We start from the raw sequence: 12848 nt of genomic DNA on the forward strand, positions 1-12848 counted from the left end.
AAGGCAAGCAAAAAGGCAGGCGGATTGCGGGTCCGCCTGCCTATCTTCGCCGCTAGTGCGGCTGGTGCTTCGCAGTAGGCGGGTCAGCTCTGGCCGTCGCCGGCAGCTTCCTCGGCGCGCTTGTTCTCTAGCCAGGCGGCGGCTTCGGCTTCCTGCGCGGCTTCGGCGGCGGCCTTCTGGTTGGTTTCGCGCTCGGCGCGCAATTCCTCGATCAGCTTTTCGCGATCGCTGGTGCCGGGGACCTTGATCTCGGGCTCCGCAGCCTCTTCGTCGGTGACGATCGACTTGGCCGCCTTGGCGACCACGGCGTCGAGCTCGCGCTGCGAACACAGTCCCAGCGTCACCGGGTCCTTGGGCTGGATGTTCTGGATGTTCCAGTGCGAGCGCTCGCGAATCGCGCCGATGGTGTTGCGCGTGGTCCCGATCAGCTTGGAGATCTGCGCATCGGAGATTTCCGGGTGGTTGCGCAGGATCCAGGCGATGCCGTCGGGCTTGTCCTGGCGCTTGGAGACCGGCGTGTAACGCGGGCCCTTTGTGCGGGTGACCTCGACCGGCGCGCGCTGCATCTTGAGCGCATAGCCCGGATCGGCCTGCCCGCGCTCGATCTCTTCCTGCGTAAGCTCGCCGGCATGGACCGGATCGCGGCCGGTGTATTTCGAGCTCGCCAGATCGTCCGCCATGGCCTGGACCTCAAGGATGTGCAGGCCGCAGAACTGGGCGATCTGTTCGAAGGCCAGGCCGGTGTTGTCGACCAGCCAGGTGGCGGTCGCATGCGGCATGAGCGGTTTGGGTTGGTCGGCCATTGGGCAAACTTTCGCTGGACTGAAAATAGAAGGGCCGCCCCTTTCGGAGCGGCCGCTGGAACCCCTTTCTACGCCACAAGCGGGCGTTGAGCAAGCATTCAGGACGCCTGGGGCTGGACCTCCATCGCGGCTAGCCCGGCAAGGAACTGGCTGGTCGCTGCGGCCCAGCTGAAGCCGGCGCCGAATTGCGCGCAGGCCCGGCGGTCGCGGGTGAGCGCGGCCGCGATCGCCCAGTCGAGATTCTCGGCCATTGCGCCGACCTCGTCGGTGAGGATATCGCGCGGTCCGGCAACGGGGTAGGCCGCCACCGGAGTGCCGCAGGCGAGCGCTTCGATCGTCACCAGCCCGAAGGTGTCGGTGCGGCTGGGGAAGACGAAGACATCCGCCCCCGCATAGCAGCCGGCAAGCGCCGCACCGCTGCGCCGCCCGAGAAACACGGTTTCGGGATAGAGAGCCTTGAGCCGATCGAGCGCGGGACCGTCGCCGACCACCACTTTGGTACCGGGGTGGTTGCTGGCAAGAAACGCCTCGATGTTCTTCTCGACCGCGACTCGCCAGACATAGAGCTGGATCGGACGCGGCAGTCCGGCGAACTCGAGCGCGGGCGGCGCCTGCGGCGAAAAACACGCAAGATCGACGCCGCGGCCCCAGTGATGAAGCTGGGTCAGCCCATGCGCCCGCAATTCCGCGCGGATGCTCTCGGTCGCAACCAGCACGCGCCGCGCGGGACCATGGAACCAGCGGATGTAGCGCCAGAACCAGCCCGCCGGCAGATGCGTTCGCTTGGCGAGATACTCGGGAAACTGCGTGTGATAGGCGGTGGTGAAGCGCACCCCTGCCCGGGCGCAATAGCGGCGTGCCGCCAGCCCGAGCGGCCCCTCGGTGGCGATATGGATCGCATTGGGCGCAAACTCGCGCAGCCGCGACGCCACCGCGCCGGGGCGGGTCAGCGCCAGCCGGATCTCGGGATAGGTCGGGCAGGGAATCGAAGCGAACTGGTCGGGCGAGATCACCATCACCTCGTGCCCCAGCGCCCGCAGATTGTCGCAGGTGGTGGTCAGCGTACGCACCACGCCGTTCATCTGCGGCAACCAGGCATCGGTGACGATCGCGATTCGTTCGGGACCGGGCCGTTCGGGACCGGGCCGCTCGAGACCGGACTGCTCGGGAGCCGGCGAGAGCCGCGGCATCTCGCCGCCGGCGAGATCGCTGCGCTTCACGCCGCTTCCAGCGTCTCGGCCTGGTCGGGTTCCTGCGCCGGCTCGGTGAGCGGTTCGCGTTTGGCGATCTCGTCGGGCCAGTGGAGGATTTCCATCGTCCCGTCGAAATGCTCGACCAGCGCGTTGCAACCCTCGACCCAGTCGCCGTCGTTGTAATAGGCGATACCGTCGAAATCGCGCATTTCGGCGGTGTGGATATGGCCGCAGACCACCCCGTCGACCCCGCGTTCGGAGGCCGCGCGGGCGACCACTTCCTCGTATTTCGAGATGAACTCGACCGCGTTCTTGACCTTGTGCTTGGCCGCCTTGGACAGCGACCAATAGGGTAGGCCGAGGCCGTTGCGGATCGCGTTCACCCAGCCGTTGAGCCCCATCATGACATGGTAGAGCGCGTCGCCGACGAAGGCGAGCCAGCGGTGCGCCAGCATGATGGTGTCGAACTCGTCGCCATGCAGCACCAGCAGCCGGCGCTCGTCGGCGGTGGTGTGGACATCCGCGCGCTTGATCTCGACCCCACCGAAATTCATCCCGCAGAAGGGGCGCACCATCTCGTCGTGATTGCCGGGGATATAGACGATCCGCGTGCCGCGCCGCGCCCGCTTGAGTACCCGCCAGACGATGTCGTTGTGTTCGGGCGGCCAGTAGAACTTCTTCTTCAGTCGCCAGCCGTCGATGATGTCGCCCACCAGATACATCGTCTCGCTGTCGGTGTGATCGAGGAAGTCGATCAGCATCGCCGCGTTGCAGCCCTTGGTGCCCAGATGGATATCGCTGATCCAGATGGTGCGGAATTTGCGTCGTTCGCCCAGCGTGCGTTCGGGCACGACCGGGTGGACGATCGGGAAATTGGTGACATTGGTGAGGCTGGCGATATCGGTAGGCAGCTGCGTCATCGCACACGTCCCTTCCTGCAAGAGCTGCCTACCCTTGCACGGGTATTGTTACAGGCGATTCACAGTTCGATGACGGGCCGGGGTCAATGTTGCGGTTTGGAGGCGATTTGGAGCCGGCGCCGCACTTCCGAACTCCGCACCGAAACGGGGCTCATATCTCCGCTTCGAGGACGATCTTGCCGATATGATCGCCCGCTTCCATCCGCGCGTGCGCCTGGGCAGCCTGCTCGAGCGGGAAGACCTCGTCCATGACTGGGCGGATGGTGCCGTCCTCGAACAGCGGCCAGGCATGGTTGTGGATTTCGTCGGCGAGCAGCGCCTTGAACGCATCGGGCCGAGCGCGCAGCGTCGATCCGGTCAGCGTGTGGCGTTTGCTCATCAGCTTGGCCATGTTGATCTGCGCGCTCATGCCACCGAGCACCGCGATGGTGACGTGGCGCCCGTCATCGGAAAGGCAGTCGAGATTGCGCTGGACGTAATCGCCCGACACCATGTCGAGCACGATGTCCGCGCCCTTGCCATCGGTGAACTGGCGGACGTGTTCGACGAAGTCCCTGGTCTTGTAATTGATCGCCAGATCGGCGCCGACCTCGCGCGATGCAGCGCATTTCTCCTCGCTGCCGCAGGTGGTGACGACCGTCAGCCCGAAGGCCTTGCCGAGCATGGTCGCCATAGTCCCGATCCCGCTGGTGCCGCCATGGACCAGCAAGGTTTCGCCCTCGCTCGCCCAGCCGCGTTCGAAGACGTTGTGCCAGACGGTGAACAGCGTTTCGGGAATGGCGGCGGCCTCGGCCATCGACATGCTCTCGGGGATATGGAGGCAGTGGCTCGCCTGAGCGAGGCAATATTGCGCGTAGCCGCCGCCGGTGACCAGCGCGCAGACCGGCTGGTTGAGCAGCTCGGGCGGCGCATCCGGCCCGATCGCCACGACCGTGCCGGAAATCTCCAGTCCCGGGATCGGCGAGGCACCGGGCGGCGGCGGATAGAAGCCCTGACGCTGGATGACATCGGGGCGGTTGACCCCTGCGTGGCTGACCGCGATCAGTACCTGCCCGCCTTCGGGCCGCGGAACCGGGAGCCGCTCGGGACGAAGCACCTCGGGCTTGCCGGGTGCGTCGTAACCGATGGCCGTCATCTCGTCCGGAATCGTATCGCCCATGTGCCCCCAAGTGCCCCCAGTCTGTCCAGTTCGGGGTGTATCGCGCGCCGCAGCACACCGCAACCGGACCATTGACAGCTATACGCCGCAAAGGCGATGATGCGTGGCAATGGATCCCGAGGAAAGACCAAGGCCCCGCGGCGACGCCGCCGACCGCCTCGCGACCGAGGATCTGGACCCCTATTCGCAGGACGAGCTGACCGAGCGGATCGCATTGCTCGAGGCCGAGCTCGTCCGCGTCAGGCGCCACCGCGAGAGCGCCGCCGCGCACCGCGCCGCAGCCGATGCCCTGTTCGGGAAAAAGGACTGAGCGATGGTCGGACAATTCTCGGACGATCCGCAAGGGGACTCAAAATAGCCGCAAAATTCCCCATATTCGCCATCGAAGGACAACAGCGGTCGGCTCGCTCGGCCCAGGCCTTGCCCACTCGCGGTAGCGGACCCCCGCGCACCTGAGACCTCAGCGAAAGAAACCCAATGCCCAGTTTTGCGCAAAATCTCGAAAAAACCCTCCACCAGGCGCTCGCCGATGCCTCCGAACGTCGCCATGAATATGCGACGCTCGAACATCTGCTGCTGGCGCTGGTCGAGGACGAGGATGCCAAGCAGGTGATGCTGGCCTGCGGGGTCGAGATCACCGAACTCGGCGCAGCGGTGCGGCAATATCTCGACCAGGAGTATCAGTCGCTCAAATCCGACGACGATGCCGATCCGCAGCCGACCGCCGGATTCCAGCGCGTGGTCCAGCGCGCGATCCTGCACGTCCAGTCTTCGGGCAAGGATACCGTGACCGGCGCCAATGTGCTGGTCGCTCTGTTCTCCGAACGCGACAGCTACGCGGTCTATTTCCTCCAGCAGCAGGACATGAGCCGGCTCGATGCGGTGAGCTTCATCAGCCACGGCATCGGCAAGGGCGGCAATCAGATCGAGGCGAGCTCGCCCAAGGGTGCCGACGAAGCGCGCAGCGGCGAGGAAGCGGCCAAGGAAGGCAATAAGAAGGAAACCGCGCTCGACCAGTTCACGGTCAATCTCAACAAGAAGGCGGAGAACGGCAAGGTCGATCCGCTGATCGGCCGCGGACCCGAAGTCGACCGGACGATCCAGATCCTGTGCCGTCGGAGCAAGAACAACCCGCTGTATGTCGGTGATCCCGGCGTCGGCAAGACCGCCATCGCCGAGGGGCTGGCGCGCAAGATCGTCGAGGGCGAAGTGCCCGACGTGCTCACCGATGCGGTGATCTATTCGCTCGACATGGGCGCGCTGCTGGCCGGCACGCGGTATCGCGGCGATTTCGAGGAGCGGCTCAAGCAGGTCGTGTCCGAACTCGAGGAAATGCCCGAGGCGATCCTGTTCATTGATGAAATACATACGGTGATCGGTGCCGGTGCGACCAGCGGCGGGGCGATGGATGCGTCCAACCTGCTCAAACCGGCGCTGTCGGGCGGGACGATCCGCTGCATCGGTTCGACCACCTACAAGGAATTCCGCAACCATTTCGAGAAGGATCGCGCGCTGTTGCGGCGGTTCCAGAAGATCGACGTCAACGAGCCCACGGTCGAGGACACGATCAAGATTCTCAAGGGCTTGCGCAGCGCCTTCGAGGACCACCACAAGGTCAAATACACCCCCGATGCGATCAAGACCGCGGTCGAGCTCTCGGCGCGCTACATCAACGATCGCAAACTGCCCGACAAGGCGATCGACGTGATCGACGAAGTCGGCGCGATGCAGATGCTGGTGCCGCCCAGCCGGCGCAAGAAGAAGATCACCGCGAAGGAGATCGAGGCGGTGATCGCGACCATGGCGCGCATCCCGCCCAAATCGGTCAGTTCGGACGACAAGAAGGCGCTCGAGAACCTCGAACGCGACCTCAAGCGCGTCGTCTTCGGGCAGGACCCGGCGGTCAAGAAGCTCTCGACCGCGATGAAGCTGAGCCGCGCCGGCCTGCGCGATCCCGACAAGCCGATCGGCAGCTTCCTGTTCTCGGGCCCTACCGGTGTCGGCAAGACCGAGGTCGCGCGCCAGCTCGCCAGCATCATGGGGATCGAGCTCAAGCGCTTCGACATGTCGGAATATATGGAACGCCACAGCGTTTCGCGGCTGATCGGCGCGCCTCCCGGCTATGTCGGCTACGATCAGGGCGGATTGCTGACCGATGCGATCGACCAGAACCCGCATTGCGTGCTGCTGCTCGACGAGATCGAGAAGGCGCATCCCGACCTGTTCAACATCCTGCTGCAGGTGATGGATAACGGGAGGCTGACCGATCATCACGGCAAGACCGTGGATTTCCGCAACGTGGTGCTGATCATGACCACCAATGCCGGCGCCGCCGACATGGCGAGCCAGGGCATCGGCTTCGGCAATGTCAGCAAGGAGGATGCGAGCGAGGAAGCGGTGAAGCGGATGTTCACCCCCGAATTCCGCAACCGGCTCGATGCGATCGTGCCCTTCGGCTATCTCGGCAAGGACACCGTCGGCCGGGTGGTCGACAAGTTCATCCTCCAGCTCGAACTGCAGCTGGCCGAGCAGAATGTCGATATCCAGTTCGACAAGGGCGCGCGCCAATGGCTCGGCGACAAGGGCTACGACCGCCTTTACGGCGCGCGGCCGATGGGTCGGCTGATCCAGGACCGGATCAAGCAGCCGCTGGCCGAGGAACTGCTGTTCGGCAAGCTGGCCGACGGCGGCGAGGTGCAGGTCACCGTCAAGGACGACAAGCCGTCGTTCGAGCTCACCCCCGCACCGCCCAAGGCCAAGCGCAAGCCTGCCCCAGGCAAGAAAGCCGCAAAGAAGCCGGGTGACGACAAGCCCGACGCCGCGACGAGCGAGAGCACCGACGACAGCGAAGTCTGAGCCAGACGGGTGCTGAAGGCGGTTTATCCGCCTTCGCACCCACTCGGCAGAGGAAAGCCTTGCCGTCCCCCTCGCTTGCCGGGCATACCGCTGCCCGTTCAAGGGGGGACTCGCCGATATGCCGATACTCGAGGTCGAGAGGCTTACGAAACGGTTCGGCGACGTGCTTGCGGTCGATGATCTGAGCTTTGCGGTCGAGCCGGGGGAAATCTTCGGCTTCCTCGGCGGCAATGGCGCGGGAAAGACCACCACGCTGCGAATGGTGCTCGACATCATTCGCCCCAGCTCGGGGCGGATTTCGGTGTTCGGCAACGCGCCGGACCAGCGCAACACCGCGGCGATCGGCTTCCTGCCCGAGGAACGCGGGCTCTACGGCCATATGAGCGCGATCGACACGATCGTCTATTTCGCCCGGCTCAAGGGCATGGCTGCCGCCGAGGGGCGCAGCCACGGGCTCGAACTGCTCGCCCGCTTCGATCTCGCCGACCGCGCCACCGCCAAGATCTCCGATATGTCCAAGGGCATGGCGCAAAAGGTCCAGCTCGCCACCGCGCTGGTCAACCGCCCGCAGCTGCTGATGCTCGACGAGCCCTTCTCGGGCCTCGACCCGGTCAATCAGGGGCTGCTCGAGGATGAAATCCTGCGCGCCTCCGAACGCGGCGCGGCGGTGATCTTCTCCACCCATGTGATGCAGCACGCCGAGCGCTTGTGCGACCGGCTGCTGCTGCTGCGCAAGGGTCACAAGCGCTTCGAGGGTACGCTCGATCAGGCGCGCGCCACCCTGCCTGCGCGGATCACCGCGATCGCGCCGCGCAGCATCGCCGCGGTCGAGGGCGTCGCGCTTGCCGAGCCCGCGGCAGAACTGGACGGTGGATGGCACGAATGGGCCATCACCCTGGCACCCGACACGCAGGCGGGCGAGGTGCTCGAGCGCTGCACCAGCTCAGGCGTTCCCTTGCGCCGCTTCGAGGAGCGGCGCGCCAGCCTGCACGAGGTCTTCGTCTCGCTCGTCGGTACTGCGGAGGTCCAGCCATGAACCGCTCGAACATCCTGCTCGTGGCAGCACGCGAATTCCGCCAGATCGCCGCGATGAAGAGCTTCTGGCTGACGCTGCTGCTGGTGCCGGTGGCACTGGCGCTGGGGCCGATCCTTGGCCAGGCGCTCGACGACGACGATGCCAGCCGGGTGGTGGTGCTCGACCGTTCGGGTGGCGCCGCACGCGACGCGATTATCGCTCGCTTCGAATTCGAGGAGGACCGGTCGCGCTTGAACGCGCTGTCGCGCTACGTGCGTCGCCACGAGCTCGAGCGCGCCGACCCGCAGGCACCATGGGCGCAGCACGACCGCTGGTACACCGCCGCCGATGTCGCCGAATTCCGCGCGCAGGGCGGGATGGAGGCGGCGATCGCCGCGATCGATGCGGTCAAGCCCGAGGAAATCGCCAGCTTCGAACCACCCGAGCCGCGCTACGAGTTTCCCGCCGCTCCCGAGCCGCTCGTTTCCGCAAGCGAAGAACAGATGGACGCCCGGGTCGAGACCTTGCTCGAGGCTGACGAAGCCGATGCCGAGGCGGTGGCCACGGTGGTGGTGATCGGGCGCGACTACCCCGCCGATCCCACCATCCGGCTGTGGTCCAACGAACAGCCCTCGACCGGTTTCGTCACCGTGCTGCAGGATGTCCTGACCGGCGATCTGCGCCAGCGGCTGCTCACGCAGCGCGGGCTCTCGCCGCAGGAGGCGACGGCGATCCAGTCGGCCGCGCCCGCGATCGCGGTGACCACCCCGCCCCCCGGGGGCGGCGCGCGCGAGGCGCTGCTGATCCGCTCGATCGTGCCGCTGGCGCTGGCCTATATCCTGATGATGAGCCTGATGCTGTCGGGGAGCTGGATGCTGCAGGGGTCGGTGGAGGAGCGGTCGAACAAGCTGCTCGAATCGCTGCTCGCCTGCATTCGCCCCGAAGAGCTGATGTACGGCAAGCTGCTGGGCGCGCTGGCGGTCGGCTTTTCGATGATTCTGGTCTGGGTCGGCTGCGCTGCAGTGGTCGCCTTCGCCACCCACGGCGCGATTGCCGACATGATCCGCCCCGCACTCGCGCCGCTGACCTCGCCCGGGATCATTCTGGCGATGATCTATTTCTTCGTCGCTGGCTATATCGCGATCTCGATCCTGTTCGTCGCGATCGGCGCGCTGGCGGATTCGATGAGCGAGGCGCAGGGCTATCTGATGCCGATCCTGCTGGCGATCCTGCTGCCGATCACCTTCCTGATCCAGGCGATCGTGCTGGGCCAGACCGGATTCATGGTGCAATTTCTCACCTGGGTCCCGCTGTGGACTCCGTTCGCGGTGCTGGCGCGGCTGGGAGCGGGGATCGAGATGTGGGAAATCGTCGGTTCGGGCGTGCTGCTCGCCGGTTTCGTGGCGCTCGAGATCGTGTTCCTCGGGCGCCTGTTCCGCGCCAGCCTGCTGGCGCAGGGACAGAAGCCGGGGCTGAAGCAGCTGCTCCACCGCTTCCGCGCCGCGCCCGAATAGCGGGCTTGTCGGGGGCTGCCCGGGAACGCTCGCCCCTCCCCGGATTTGACTAGGGGATGGCAGCGCCCTTTTCCTGGATCCGGCCCGAACCGCACGGGATCCATGTCGGCCCTGCGGATTGCTGGATCGATCCCTCGCGAGCGGTCGACCGAGCGCTGGTGACGCATGGCCACGCCGATCATGCGCGCGGCGGTCACGGCCAGACCGTCGCCACCCCCGCGACGCTGGCGATCATGGATCTGCGCTACAACACCCGCGAAGGGGCGACCCCGGTCGAATATGGCGAGACCATCCGCCTGCCCGGCGGGGTCGATGCGGCCTATATCCCCGCGGGCCACGTGCTGGGCAGCGCGCAGATCCTGCTCGAGCATGCGGGCGAGCGGGTGGTGGTGACGGGCGACTACAAGCGCCGCGCCGATCCGACCTGCCCGCCCTTCGAAGTGACGAAATGCGACATCTTCATCACCGAGGCGACCTTCGGCCTGCCGGTGTTCTGCCATCCGCCGATCGCCGAGGAGATGCGCAAGCTGCTCGACCGGCTCGCCGCGCACCCGGAGCGCTGCGTGCTGGTCGGCGCCTATGCGCTGGGCAAGGCGCAGCGGGTGATCGCCGAATTGCGCGCCGCGGGGCATCACGAGCCGATCTATCTCCACGGCGCGATGGAGCGGATGTGCCGGCTCTACGAGGAGCACGGTGTGAGCCTGGGCGAATTGCGGCTGGTCGCGGATCACACCAAGGACGAGATGCGCGGGAGCATCGTGATCTGCCCGCCCTCGGCGCTCAACGATCGCTGGAGCCGCCGTCTGCCTGAGCCGATTACCGCCATGGCGTCAGGCTGGATGCGGGTCCGCCAGCGCGCCCGCCAGCGCAATGTCGAACTGCCGCTGGTGATCTCCGACCATGCCGATTGGGGCGAGCTGACCCGCACGATCGAGGAGGTCGATGCGCAGGAGAACTGGATCACCCACGGCCGCGAGGACGCGCTGCTGCGCTGGTGCCAGCTCCACCAGCGCCGCGCCCGCGCGCTGGCGCTGGTGGGGTATGAGGACGAGGATGATTGAGGTGAGGCCGCACTGATGGAAGCCTTCGCCGCCCTCATCGACGCGCTGGTCTACACCCGCAGCCGCAACGAGAAGCTGCGGCTGATCGCCGAATACCTGCGCGCCACCCCCGATCCCGATCGCGGCTGGGCGCTGACGGCGCTGGCCGACGGGCTCGACTTTCCGGCGGTCAAATCGGGCACGATCCGCGCGCTGCTGAAAGAACGCGTCGATCCGGTGCTGTGGACGCTGAGCCGCGATTTCGTCGGCGACACCGCCGAGACCGCCAGCCTGCTGTGGCCCGCACCCGAGGCGGCCCCCTCGCCTCCCGGCGTCAGCGAGGCGGTCGAGCTGCTGAGTGCGATGAACCGCAAGAGCGTGCTCACCGAGCTGCCGCGGCTGCTCGACCGGCTCGACGCCGATGGGCGCTACGCGCTGCTCAAGCTCGCCACCGGAGGGATGCGGATCGGGATTTCCAGCCGGCTGGCGAAAACCGCCTTCGCGCAGGCTTTCGAAGTGCCGATCGACGAGGTCGAGGAATATTGGCACGGGCTCGATGCGCCCTACGCCGAGCTGTTCGCCTGGGCCGCGCAGGGCGAGCCCGCCCCCGATATCGCCAATCTGCCCACCTTCCGCCCCTTCATGCTCGCGCATCCGCTCGAGGACGGCACCGTCGATCTCGCCGATTACGCCGCCGAGTGGAAATGGGACGGCATCCGCGTCCAGCTGGTGCGCGCAGGTCAGGGCGATGCGGCGCAGACGCGGCTGTTCTCGCGCTCGGGCGACGACATTTCCGCCACCTTCCCCGAGCTGCTCGATGCGCTGCCCTTTGCCGCGGTGCTCGATGGCGAACTGCTGGTGCGCGGCTCGGCGCAGGGCGGCGAACAGAACGAGCGCACGCAGGGCGGCGCGGCGAGCTTCAACGCGCTCCAGCAGCGGCTCGGACGCAAGACGGTGAGCAAGACAATGCTTGCCGAGGCGCCCGCCTTCGTGCGGCTCTACGATGCGCTGCTGGTCGAGGGCGAGGACTGGCGCCCGCTGCCCTGGAGCGAACGCCGCGCGCGGCTCGAGGCGCTGATGCCGCGCCTGCCGACCAGCCATTTCGATCTGAGCAAGGTCGTCGAGGCAACCGATTTCGACCATCTGGCGCAGATCCGCGAGGGCAGCCGCGAGGAGGCGATCGAGGGGCTGATGCTCAAGCGCCGCGACAGCCCCTATATCGCCGGGCGCCGCACGGGTCTGTGGTACAAGTGGAAGCGCGACCCGCTGCTGGTCGATTGCGTGCTGATGTATGCCCAGCGCGGCAGCGGCAAGCGCTCGAGCTTCTATTCGGACTACACCTTCGGCTGCTGGGCGGGCGACCCGGATGGCGGCGCCGAACTGCTCCCGGTGGGCAAGGCCTATTCGGGTTTCACCGACGATGAATTGAAGAAGCTCGACCGCCACGTCCGCAGCAACACGGTCAACCGCTTCGGCCCGGTGCGCGAGACCGACAAGAGTCTGGTGTTCGAGGTCGCCTTCGACAGCGTCCATGCCAGCAAGCGCCACAAATCCGGCCTCGCGATGCGCTTCCCGCGGATCCACCGCATCCGCTGGGACAAGCCCGCGCACGAGGCTGACCGGATCGCGGCGCTGGAGGCGCTGATCAGGGATTGAGTTTCCCGGCGCGGGGCGCATGGTCGGCCGATGCACCGCTACGATCCCGCGCGCCAGCGACTGGCCATCGGCCTTGCCGGTCTGGCCGGGCTGGTCGATGCCACCGGTTTCGTGGTGGCGGGGGGCTATTTCACCTCCTTCATGTCGGGCAACACGACCCGGATGGGCGTGGACCTCGCCTCGGCGCCGGCGATGGCGGCAGTGCCGCTGGCGTTGATCGGGTGTTTCCTCGGCGGGGTGATCGCCGGAGCGCTCGTCCTCCGGCGCGCGCGCGGCTGGCACAAGCGGGCCCTGCTGGGGCTGGTCGCGGCGATGCTCGGGCTTGCCGCCGCAAGCCTCTGGGCGGGCGGCGAATGGCCCTTTCTCGTGTTCGCCGCAATCGCAATGGGGCTCGCCAACAATGTGTTCTCGCGCGACGGCGAAGTGACGGTCGGCGTGACCTACATGACCGGCGCGCTGGTCAAGTTCGGCCAGGGGCTGGCGGCGCGCCTGGTCGGCGAGGCACGGCCGGCCACGCGCGGTTACGGGATGCTATGGGCAACCCTGGCTGCGGGCGCGGCGCTGGGCGGATGGCTGTCCTCCCAAGAACCGCGGATTGCCGCAGCGACGGCATTTGCCGCAGCCGTGCTGCTATGCGGTGCGGCCTTCCGGATCGAGCGAGGAAGCCCGCTTATCGAGGGCTGAGCGCGCTC

At 66.7% G+C, this 12848-nt stretch carries 11 protein-coding genes; 7 read left to right on the forward strand and 4 right to left on the reverse strand.

Annotated features, from left to right (window positions below):
- Nucleotides 1-83: 83 nt before the first annotated feature.
- From Q9K01_RS00125 to Q9K01_RS00140, 4 genes are all read right to left on the reverse strand, one after another.
- The gene (locus tag Q9K01_RS00125) at nucleotides 84-803 is read right to left on the reverse strand and encodes a DUF1013 domain-containing protein (protein ID WP_305928188.1); all 720 of its coding nucleotides are present in this window, start codon (nucleotides 801-803) and stop codon (nucleotides 84-86) included.
- 98 nt (nucleotides 804-901) lie between these two features.
- Nucleotides 902-1885, reverse strand: a complete 984-nt coding sequence (locus Q9K01_RS00130) for a glycosyltransferase family 4 protein (protein ID WP_305929137.1) — start codon at nucleotides 1883-1885, stop codon at nucleotides 902-904.
- Between the two features lie 134 nt (nucleotides 1886-2019).
- Entirely contained in the window at nucleotides 2020-2916 is an 897-nt protein-coding gene (locus Q9K01_RS00135; protein WP_305928189.1) for a UDP-2,3-diacylglucosamine diphosphatase, read from the reverse strand.
- A 151-nt stretch (nucleotides 2917-3067) separates the two neighbouring features.
- The gene (locus Q9K01_RS00140) at nucleotides 3068-4075 is read right to left on the reverse strand and encodes an NAD(P)H-quinone oxidoreductase (protein ID WP_305928190.1); all 1008 of its coding nucleotides are present in this window, start codon (nucleotides 4073-4075) and stop codon (nucleotides 3068-3070) included.
- Nucleotides 4076-4184: 109 nt separating this feature from the next.
- Between Q9K01_RS00140 and Q9K01_RS00145 the strand changes: the two genes are divergently transcribed.
- The 7 genes from Q9K01_RS00145 to Q9K01_RS00175 all read left to right on the forward strand — a co-directional run bounded on the left by Q9K01_RS00145 (nucleotide 4185) and on the right by Q9K01_RS00175 (nucleotide 12840).
- Nucleotides 4185-4385, forward strand: coding sequence for a DUF1192 family protein (locus Q9K01_RS00145; protein WP_305929138.1), 201 nt, complete (start codon nucleotides 4185-4187; stop codon nucleotides 4383-4385).
- Nucleotides 4386-4552: 167 nt separating this feature from the next.
- On the forward strand, nucleotides 4553-6931 hold the full coding sequence (gene clpA, locus Q9K01_RS00150; protein WP_305928191.1) for an ATP-dependent Clp protease ATP-binding subunit ClpA: 2379 nt from the start codon (nucleotides 4553-4555) through the stop codon (nucleotides 6929-6931).
- A gap of 118 nt (nucleotides 6932-7049) precedes the next feature.
- A complete protein-coding gene (locus Q9K01_RS00155) occupies nucleotides 7050-7967 on the forward strand; it encodes an ABC transporter ATP-binding protein (protein WP_305928192.1) in 918 nt (305 codons plus the stop codon).
- Nucleotides 7964-9460, forward strand: coding sequence for an ABC transporter permease (locus tag Q9K01_RS00160; RefSeq protein ID WP_305928193.1), 1497 nt, complete (start codon nucleotides 7964-7966; stop codon nucleotides 9458-9460). The genes Q9K01_RS00155 and Q9K01_RS00160 overlap by 4 nt, the downstream gene beginning before the upstream one ends.
- Before the next feature lie 56 nt (nucleotides 9461-9516).
- On the forward strand, nucleotides 9517-10521 hold the full coding sequence (locus Q9K01_RS00165; protein WP_305928194.1) for a ligase-associated DNA damage response exonuclease: 1005 nt from the start codon (nucleotides 9517-9519) through the stop codon (nucleotides 10519-10521).
- A 15-nt stretch (nucleotides 10522-10536) separates the two neighbouring features.
- Nucleotides 10537-12156 carry a cisplatin damage response ATP-dependent DNA ligase gene (locus tag Q9K01_RS00170; RefSeq protein ID WP_305928195.1) on the forward strand — a complete coding sequence of 540 codons (1620 nt, stop codon included), beginning with the start codon at nucleotides 10537-10539 and terminating at the stop codon, nucleotides 12154-12156.
- 30 nt (nucleotides 12157-12186) lie between these two features.
- Nucleotides 12187-12840 (forward strand): YoaK family protein, encoded by a 654-nt coding sequence (locus tag Q9K01_RS00175; protein WP_305928196.1) that lies wholly within the window; start codon nucleotides 12187-12189, stop codon nucleotides 12838-12840.
- Nucleotides 12841-12848: the final 8 nt, after the last annotated feature.

The sequence above is a fragment of the Qipengyuania benthica genome (assembly GCF_030717865.1).
Lineage (GTDB): Bacteria > Pseudomonadota > Alphaproteobacteria > Sphingomonadales > Sphingomonadaceae > Qipengyuania > Qipengyuania benthica.

What these genes read in the sequence shown, in the direction of transcription:
- Q9K01_RS00125 (WP_305928188.1), bottom strand. Translation starts at nt 803, where the DNA reads ATGGCCGACCAACCCAAACCGCTCATGCCGCATGCGACCGCCACCTGG.
- Q9K01_RS00130 (WP_305929137.1), bottom strand. Translation starts at nt 1,885, where the DNA reads ATGAACGGCGTGGTGCGTACGCTGACCACCACCTGCGACAATCTGCGG.
- Q9K01_RS00135 (WP_305928189.1), bottom strand. Translation starts at nt 2,916, where the DNA reads ATGACGCAGCTGCCTACCGATATCGCCAGCCTCACCAATGTCACCAAT.
- Q9K01_RS00140 (WP_305928190.1), bottom strand. Translation starts at nt 4,075, where the DNA reads ATGGGCGATACGATTCCGGACGAGATGACGGCCATCGGTTACGACGCA.
- Q9K01_RS00145 (WP_305929138.1), top strand. Translation starts at nt 4,185, where the DNA reads ATGGATCCCGAGGAAAGACCAAGGCCCCGCGGCGACGCCGCCGACCGC.
- clpA (WP_305928191.1), top strand. Translation starts at nt 4,553, where the DNA reads ATGCCCAGTTTTGCGCAAAATCTCGAAAAAACCCTCCACCAGGCGCTC.
- Q9K01_RS00155 (WP_305928192.1), top strand. Translation starts at nt 7,050, where the DNA reads ATGCCGATACTCGAGGTCGAGAGGCTTACGAAACGGTTCGGCGACGTG.
- Q9K01_RS00160 (WP_305928193.1), top strand. Translation starts at nt 7,964, where the DNA reads ATGAACCGCTCGAACATCCTGCTCGTGGCAGCACGCGAATTCCGCCAG.
- Q9K01_RS00165 (WP_305928194.1), top strand. Translation starts at nt 9,517, where the DNA reads ATGGCAGCGCCCTTTTCCTGGATCCGGCCCGAACCGCACGGGATCCAT.
- Q9K01_RS00170 (WP_305928195.1), top strand. Translation starts at nt 10,537, where the DNA reads ATGGAAGCCTTCGCCGCCCTCATCGACGCGCTGGTCTACACCCGCAGC.
- Q9K01_RS00175 (WP_305928196.1), top strand. Translation starts at nt 12,187, where the DNA reads ATGCACCGCTACGATCCCGCGCGCCAGCGACTGGCCATCGGCCTTGCC.